12 protein-coding genes are annotated in these 6,752 nt (G+C 44.8%); all 12 read right to left on the reverse strand.

All coding sequences use genetic code 11. The annotated features are described in order from the left end of the window. Window positions 1-12: 12 nt before the first annotated feature. The gene (locus B9T34_RS16425) at window positions 13-246 is read right to left on the reverse strand and encodes a hypothetical protein (RefSeq protein WP_086214216.1); all 234 of its coding nucleotides are present in this window, start codon (window positions 244-246) and stop codon (window positions 13-15) included. 1 nt (window position 247) lies between these two features. Beyond that, a complete protein-coding gene (locus B9T34_RS16430; protein ID WP_086214217.1) occupies window positions 248-610 on the reverse strand; it encodes a hypothetical protein in 363 nt (120 codons plus the stop codon). Window positions 611-758: 148 nt separating this feature from the next. Beyond that, a complete protein-coding gene (locus B9T34_RS16435) occupies window positions 759-1,013 on the reverse strand; it encodes a hypothetical protein (protein ID WP_086214218.1) in 255 nt (84 codons plus the stop codon). Continuing rightward, the gene (locus B9T34_RS16440) at window positions 1,007-1,711 is read right to left on the reverse strand and encodes a hypothetical protein (RefSeq protein ID WP_086214219.1); all 705 of its coding nucleotides are present in this window, start codon (window positions 1,709-1,711) and stop codon (window positions 1,007-1,009) included. Before B9T34_RS16440 ends, B9T34_RS16435 begins: the two co-directional genes overlap by 7 nt. Continuing rightward, the gene (locus B9T34_RS16445; RefSeq protein WP_086214220.1) at window positions 1,708-1,917 is read right to left on the reverse strand and encodes a hypothetical protein; all 210 of its coding nucleotides are present in this window, start codon (window positions 1,915-1,917) and stop codon (window positions 1,708-1,710) included. The genes B9T34_RS16440 and B9T34_RS16445 overlap by 4 nt, the downstream gene beginning before the upstream one ends. A 66-nt stretch (window positions 1,918-1,983) precedes the next feature. Beyond that, the gene (locus tag B9T34_RS16450; RefSeq protein ID WP_086214221.1) at window positions 1,984-2,175 is read right to left on the reverse strand and encodes a hypothetical protein; all 192 of its coding nucleotides are present in this window, start codon (window positions 2,173-2,175) and stop codon (window positions 1,984-1,986) included. Between the two features lie 162 nt (window positions 2,176-2,337). Further along, window positions 2,338-3,096 carry a hypothetical protein gene (locus B9T34_RS16455; RefSeq protein ID WP_086214222.1) on the reverse strand — a complete coding sequence of 253 codons (759 nt, stop codon included), beginning with the start codon at window positions 3,094-3,096 and terminating at the stop codon, window positions 2,338-2,340. A gap of 2 nt (window positions 3,097-3,098) precedes the next feature. Continuing rightward, window positions 3,099-3,434 carry a hypothetical protein gene (locus B9T34_RS16460; protein WP_086214223.1) on the reverse strand — a complete coding sequence of 112 codons (336 nt, stop codon included), beginning with the start codon at window positions 3,432-3,434 and terminating at the stop codon, window positions 3,099-3,101. A 41-nt stretch (window positions 3,435-3,475) separates the two neighbouring features. Further along, window positions 3,476-3,946: a hypothetical protein gene (locus tag B9T34_RS16465; RefSeq protein ID WP_086214224.1), complete on the reverse strand. Its 471-nt coding sequence runs from the start codon at window positions 3,944-3,946 to the stop codon at window positions 3,476-3,478. Window positions 3,947-4,015: 69 nt separating this feature from the next. After that, the gene (locus tag B9T34_RS16470; RefSeq protein WP_086214225.1) at window positions 4,016-4,378 is read right to left on the reverse strand and encodes a hypothetical protein; all 363 of its coding nucleotides are present in this window, start codon (window positions 4,376-4,378) and stop codon (window positions 4,016-4,018) included. After that, window positions 4,375-4,791 (reverse strand): hypothetical protein, encoded by a 417-nt coding sequence (locus B9T34_RS16475; RefSeq protein ID WP_086214226.1) that lies wholly within the window; start codon window positions 4,789-4,791, stop codon window positions 4,375-4,377. Before B9T34_RS16475 ends, B9T34_RS16470 begins: the two co-directional genes overlap by 4 nt. A 320-nt stretch (window positions 4,792-5,111) precedes the next feature. Continuing rightward, window positions 5,112-6,752, reverse strand: a 1,641-nt coding sequence (locus B9T34_RS18905) for a hypothetical protein (protein WP_171265231.1), incomplete at its 5' end; no start/stop codon positions are given.

Consider the following 6,752-nt stretch of genomic DNA (forward strand, 5'->3'; position numbering starts at 1 on the left):
GCAATGCGGGTTTTATTCTTTCAAAGATGCTATTAGTTCTTTAGCCTCTTCAAACTCAGCTTCACGCTCAAGGATCATTATTTTAACTTGCTCCACAACCCAGTCAGGCAATATGTCCGCCTTATCCCAGCTTTCTATTCTTGTACGGCGCAATGGCTCCCCTTTTTCATTGATCAAATGCGATGCTAATGCAATCTTCCAATTTCTACCAAAAAGCCCAAGGCCAATAATTTTTAATCTGCTCATATTAAGACATTGCCCTATCAATAAAAACACTGTGAACTTTATCAAATGATGCAATATGCGCCTTGAATATTTCTTTCTTATTCTTAGGCTCTATTACAGTCTGAATAAATGCATCATCATACCCAATAGACGCACGCTTCCAGTGCCCATCTGGTGTATGCACATACCAGAAATCAAAGTACCCAATATAAAATAATGTATAACCATTGCAGGCAGCTTCAAAGGTCAAGTCAATTTCTAGGCGTGGATTTGTACCATAAATAGCAACATTATCCAGCTCATCTTCAACATGTGGAAGTTCAGCGCATTCCTTTGCTAAATCCTGATAATTCAGCGGTATATTCGATAATATAATTTTAGCCATTTCAACCTAATCAAAACTTCTACCTTATACAGAATATTATACACCACATAAAAAAAACAAACACAATGTTCATTTGAACACTGTGTTCATTTGAACACTGTGTTTATTTGAACACTGTGTTCATTTGAACACTGTGTTTATTTGAACATTATTGCAATTCAGGAAATGTAATGCTCTTAGGAACAGAATTTTCAGCTTTTATCAGTTCTTTCAGCTTGGTATTTTCCATAGTCAGGCTGACTATATGGCCGTTACTTAAGCTGATTGTAACGCGGGCATATTCCCCTCTGCTTGTAATCATTCCGCCGCAAAAATCAGTATCATTAACCTCGACGCTGACAATATGCGCCAGATCAATAAATTTATCATTACAGCTTGAGCAGCACCGCAATTTAGTTAGCATGGCGCATGCTCCTTATTCCGCCAGATAGAGCGGTATTCAACATGGAAATCAGGTGCTTTTCGGGTAAAAGTTCCTGATAATTCAGTTCTGCAGTGCCAGACACACTTCCCATTCGGGAAACGCTCCCAATGAAAAGCAGATTCAGGGGCTTTACTCCAATCCACGTCATCCAGATACGGCGTCGCCAAGATGATTCTATAGCGTTCTTGCGTTAGCATTGTGCGTACCAATTGAATGCTTTCTGCGGCCAAATTATCCGCATCCAGTGCAATAATTATTAAATTAGATAAATTGAATCCCGCCATTTTCTCAGGGGAAGGAATGACAGCGCAATCATCTAAGAATACCAGCCGTGAAACACCGCGATTAAAAGTATTCATATAGTCATATTGAATATCTTTGACTAAGCTCTTAAGCGGGCCATTGGCAATCTCTTCAATATACTGCTGCACCTTCTTAAAAATAACTAAATCCAACCGATTACCATGAGGCAATACAACAACCGTGGCAGAATCCTCACGCATGAGCAGATTCCATACGGCGATTAAAGCCGCCGTATCCTCACGCTTTTCTGCGCTGTATCCAATGTTTATTTCACCAGCACCCTGATACACAGACTTAAACGTCTTATGCTGATCTGGCGTAATCTGAAAGCCCATGAAGTTGCAAAACTGATTAATGCTTATGTCTTTATTCATCGTTTTTCACCCTCAGCAATGGCCGAAATCCAATCCACTGCATCTGTCACATAGCGTCTAGCTTCTGCTAATGTGTCCTGAATGCTCTCCTTTTCACCCGCATCAGTCATTTCGTTGACACTATCTTCTAAGACCGTAAATTGTGCCACAGCACGGGTTAAATCACTAAGCGCAGCTGTTGCCGCTTTATGCGTTAATTTACTCATGAATCAAATCCTTATAATCGTTTTAATATGCAGATGAATGCGCCAGATACGGCGCAATTTAGGGGTTTAATCACTCACTGCAGGCACAGCCTTGCAGTTCTTTCCAACCTGAAAGACAACCATATGACCGCGATTGTTTTTGTGTTTTGACGTGATGTATGGATGCCCATGCACCGTGAAGCCTTCAACTTCAACAATGTCACCGATAGCAACGTATTGACGGTAATATGGCCCTGTCGCAGTGATTTCTATTTGCATTACCGACTCACCCACACAGTTTGCTTGCAAACAGGGCATTCCACAGACAATACAACTTCATTACGATCAGTCTGCACATTTGCTTCTGATTCATGAAATTCCAGTTCAGACTTACAATGACGGCATGTAGCTTGATGCGTCGGACTCTGGACCGCTCCACGCTTAATTATTTTCATTTGCCATCTCCCGTAATTCCCCCAAGGTCACTTCTTTATTATCATGACGAACAAAGTAGCCCTCTGCAGTATTTGGACTGCTTAGATCTGCACCCTCTACATCAAAATAATCCACGCCTAAGCGGCCATTTGCATGGCCGTATAGAAATTGACAGGCATGGGGCTTTAAATCGCTCTCATAACCCAGTTTGACCATCAGGTCCCAAGCTTCTAAATACTGCGCATGGCTTTCCAGTCGGATTTTTATATCCTTCTTATCCTCCATATCCCCTTCGGTCAGGTTCTTGACCTTGAAAAATTGCGCCGTGCCAGATTCAAGCCATGCTTTAATGCGCGCAGCACGCACAGGCTCTTTTTCAAGCCATGTCTGCCAAGATTCATCATCATGGATAAACTGCAGCCATTTGCGCGATTCTTTGTATTCAATCGGCTTGTGATTACAAATATAGAAATAGCCGTCTTCATCAAATACAGGCACTTCATCCAAGCCATAGCTTTGCGCCAGTTCAAGCGCTTCATCATCATCCAGACCATCAAATTCATCCTCTGTGATAGTCACAGATAAATCTGAATGATCTGAACAATAAAACCCGCCACAACTAGCCTCAATGTTCGGATTCTCGAAGCATAAATGACCCATGCCGCGGTCAATTTCATTAGTGCAATCTGGATGATCACAGACAGCAGGAACGCCATGCCCCTGCTCACGTCCATTCTTTTCACTTGTGTAACATGCATAACTCATGATTAACCCGCCTTCTGTAGTGATAATTTATTGGTGTATAAGCTTCGGATGTACAAAATCCCGACCGCCTTAAAGCTGTAATTGCTAGGCGATGCGAAATAGATACAGGCATCACGGCAAACGTAAATAAATTCAGGCACGCGGCCGTAATACAGTTCATTCAACGTGTTTCTATCATCATTCCACGCATACCCCAGCGCCAAAAGTAAGCGGACAATTTCCGCATACTCTTTTGCATTTTGAATATCAATTTTCAGGTCTTCAAAAGTGGAAATAGCCGAATAGTTCAACGTGTATTTAACGGCTATTGATTCTTTTTTTAGTTCCAAAACTTCCATAAAGCCCCCATGCTTTATATGTATTTATGCGCGTCATGCGCTCAGCAAGCGCATTCCCGTATCATGTGCTGCACTGTTTCATAAGCCTCATACTGGCCCTGCCAATATCCATTTTTCTCGCTGTCATGATCACGGCGCAGCGCTACACGCGAAATCTGAGAATCTACACGGTTCTTTAGCAGTGACATTGGCGTGGCGTCATCCAGATCCTCAAATGCTTCCTTGCTTAAAGCCTCTTCCAGTGAAGCAAGATCCGTGAACAGCATTGAAATATTGCGCAGCTCTTTAATCAGCTGCTTTTCGCTCTTCTGCCGGCTTAACTCCCAGCCGTGGCCTCTTAAGCTGTCCATATAGAACACGCCTCGGATATTTTTATAAAAAATCGAAGCTAATTTGTCTTTTGATACGGCGATATAGCGCGCCTCGTTTGGCTTTTGCTTGAGAAGCATGCTCATTGGCTTCGCGCCGTGAATCTGAATCATGAGCTTTGCCATGCTGCTTAATGTACTCATCTCTATCTCTCTTCATTCCAGTTTGGCTGTATACCCAATCATCAGTTTTCTGATCATCGGGATGCTGCATTAGCTCGGCATCCCTTTAAGCAGCAGAAATTCCGTGCCTACAGGCTGACAAACACTGTCAAAATCATCTATCGCAGTCAGCAATTGTTCAGCCGTTTCACACTGCTCTGGGAAAAACTGCTCTTCTAGTTCAGAAATAATCCCAGACGCTTCATGAACTGCACCATAGCCAGCCATTTCAATACGCTGACCAATCAAATTACTCAGCAGCACCTGATAAACCTGATCTGCATAAGCATCGCCAAAATTTTGCTGAATCGAACTTAGCATTGGGAAAATGATCTGTTTCAGAAGTTCTTTTGCCGCCTGATCTGGGCCAGAAACTTCAATGATTGCGACGTTATTGCTTTTTTCCTGTGTCATGACAAAGCACCCGATTTGTAGAATTTTTCAATTGCGGTAATTCCGCTTAAAATAAAAATACGGCAAATCATTTCACGCTCTTTGGCGATTTTCCTGTCTTTGCTGTCCCACTTAAAAAGCCATACCCCTGTCACCGCATCACAAAACAGATGATCTACATAGCGAAAAAATACCGATAAATTTTTAGAGCCTTCGCAATAAAATTCCCGCCAGATATCAAATGCTTTTTTTAAGGGTGAATCATCTTCCGCCTGCTGCAGCAATAGATAAACAATGTATGCACATTCAATAAAATCATTTTTAAACACCCCCTGCTGATCTTCTGTATGAACATAACGTGCATCAAATCCCTCATATTTAATGCACGCCTCCTTAAATCCCTCTGCGCTTTTTGCACTTCTTATCAATTGCATTTTTTGTCCTGAACGTCGCGCTTGAAATCGGCAAGCCCCCGTTCGCACCGTCTATATATTTATGCCCTCGCCGTATGCTGTTTATAATTTCCCTATACGGTACAAATTTACCTTTATGCAAAACGCCGTACTCAAATACACGGCGCTCACAATGAATGCAGACGCCATGTGATTTTTTTAAACTTTTTGCATTAATGCATAAACTGCAGCGCATATATCCGCTAAAAACCTCATCAGCACGCACAATATTACTCACTATCGCATAACCATTCATTAAAAATATGCTCTAAAGTATAATTTTATGCTCAAAAACGGGCAATTCATGCGTTTTGACCGTTATAACCTAGTCCGCCAGACAAAATATGCGCTAATCCTCTGTCTGAAACTGTCTGACCAATCCCGCCCGTGTTCTGGGCTGTGACTTGCGGTTTATCCTTCCTGCCGATCTTGGCTATTTCAGGCGTTATCGCTGGGACCTTCACTGCAGGCGGACGGGCTGCATTAGGCTTAAATATGACTGGCGCTGTCGCTTTACCCTTGGCATTCGGCATAGTTTTCGCTGGCGCCTCAGCTGCTTTGATTTGATCAGACTGACGCTTTGCCAGTTCCGCCGTATCATCTGTATAGCGATTGGCTTTTTTGTCCTGTGAAAGCCAGTCAAACGACACACGGGTCCCATTTGCGCCCCTGATCGTATCTTGGCCGCGCGCCCAGCCGATATAGGCTGCCAATTCCTGCGCATAGTCTCTCGCATCCCGCTTTTTGCCGTCGTGGAACTTGCCCATCTTGCCCTTATAGTCTGAACTGCCCATTTCCTGCTTAATGAAAGCTGCCTGCGCATCCAGCGCCGCTTGAGTCTTTGGCATCTCCCCGTTTGCATTCATCAGACCGCGCTCACGCATGAATGCTGAGAATTTCTTATATCGGTCGCCATTCCAAGACAGCACACCGCCGTTTTTAATATCCTTGCCTTTTTTATCCTTGGCAGGGTCTATATGCGTGCTGAACATTTTGTCGCTGAAATCATTCTCACGGCCAATCTGGCCCACAAGCGCCAAGGCACGGTCATCCGCAATACCAACCTTGCGCAGCGCATTAAACATGCCCAGCTGACGCGCTTTGCGGTCACTTGCCACATTGCCCGCAGCGTTCTTATTTCCTGCCGCATTGCTGTAATCAAAGTTTTCACTGCTATACGGCGTCACCCCAGCGCTTGAACCGCCGCCAAAGGTGTTAGAGGCCCAATTGCGGACGCCTGTGCCGACCTTTGCGCCCCAGCCCATTGCCATAGCAGGCAGGCTGAATGGAACAAATGCGCTCTTTGTGACATTGGCTTTTGTGCTGAACATATCTGACACAACACGCTTAAAGATCCCTGCGAAATCTTCATTACGCATTTCATCTACCCAGACACTGACCTTTTCACCAAAGATCTTGCCCAGATAGGCGCCTGCCACACCGCCAGCGACTGCGCCAGCAGGACCGCCAACGAAAGCGCCCGCAACACCGCCAACACCGCCCCCTAAAAGCTCTCCTATGCCTCCCGCTTTGCCCTTCTTATCTAAATCCCCCCATTCACTTGCCAGCATCCCGCCGCCAAGCAATGCACCCAGAAGAGGCAATCTTTTCCCAGCCCTGCCAAGCAGCTTACCCAGTTTGCCCAGCTTTCCGCCTTTACCGCCTTTTCCGCCTCCCAAAAGACCCGCCAGCCCACCGCCATCACCGCCGCCAGATGAACCGCGCACGGCGTCAATCAGGCGCAATAACAAGCGATTGCGTTCTTTATTGCTGCGCGCTTCATTCTTATTCGCCTCCTCCTGTTTCTGAGGCAATATTTCATCCTGCTTGCTCTTCCTGATACGGCCGCGTATCAATCCGATAGCCTTGGCGCTCATCCCCCAGAAAACCTTCCCGACTGGCGAAACAACACTTGTCAGCTCTTTTACGGCGTCCACTGTCGG

Source organism: Acinetobacter sp. ANC 3813 (assembly GCF_002135435.1).
Classification (GTDB): domain Bacteria; phylum Pseudomonadota; class Gammaproteobacteria; order Pseudomonadales; family Moraxellaceae; genus Acinetobacter.

Bases quoted from the DNA above. Each gene is read 5' to 3' on its own strand.
- B9T34_RS16460 (WP_086214223.1), bottom strand. From the start codon at position 3,434: ATGGAAGTTTTGGAACTAAAAAAAGAATCAATAGCCGTTAAATACACG.
- B9T34_RS16470 (WP_086214225.1), bottom strand. From the start codon at position 4,378: ATGACACAGGAAAAAAGCAATAACGTCGCAATCATTGAAGTTTCTGGC.
- B9T34_RS16450 (WP_086214221.1), bottom strand. From the start codon at position 2,175: ATGCAAATAGAAATCACTGCGACAGGGCCATATTACCGTCAATACGTT.
- B9T34_RS16445 (WP_086214220.1), bottom strand. From the start codon at position 1,917: ATGAGTAAATTAACGCATAAAGCGGCAACAGCTGCGCTTAGTGATTTA.
- B9T34_RS16440 (WP_086214219.1), bottom strand. From the start codon at position 1,711: ATGAATAAAGACATAAGCATTAATCAGTTTTGCAACTTCATGGGCTTT.
- B9T34_RS16475 (WP_086214226.1), bottom strand. From the start codon at position 4,791: ATGCAATTGATAAGAAGTGCAAAAAGCGCAGAGGGATTTAAGGAGGCG.
- B9T34_RS16430 (WP_086214217.1), bottom strand. From the start codon at position 610: ATGGCTAAAATTATATTATCGAATATACCGCTGAATTATCAGGATTTA.
- B9T34_RS16435 (WP_086214218.1), bottom strand. From the start codon at position 1,013: ATGCTAACTAAATTGCGGTGCTGCTCAAGCTGTAATGATAAATTTATT.
- B9T34_RS16455 (WP_086214222.1), bottom strand. From the start codon at position 3,096: ATGAGTTATGCATGTTACACAAGTGAAAAGAATGGACGTGAGCAGGGG.
- B9T34_RS16425 (WP_086214216.1), bottom strand. From the start codon at position 246: ATGAGCAGATTAAAAATTATTGGCCTTGGGCTTTTTGGTAGAAATTGG.
- B9T34_RS16465 (WP_086214224.1), bottom strand. From the start codon at position 3,946: ATGAGTACATTAAGCAGCATGGCAAAGCTCATGATTCAGATTCACGGC.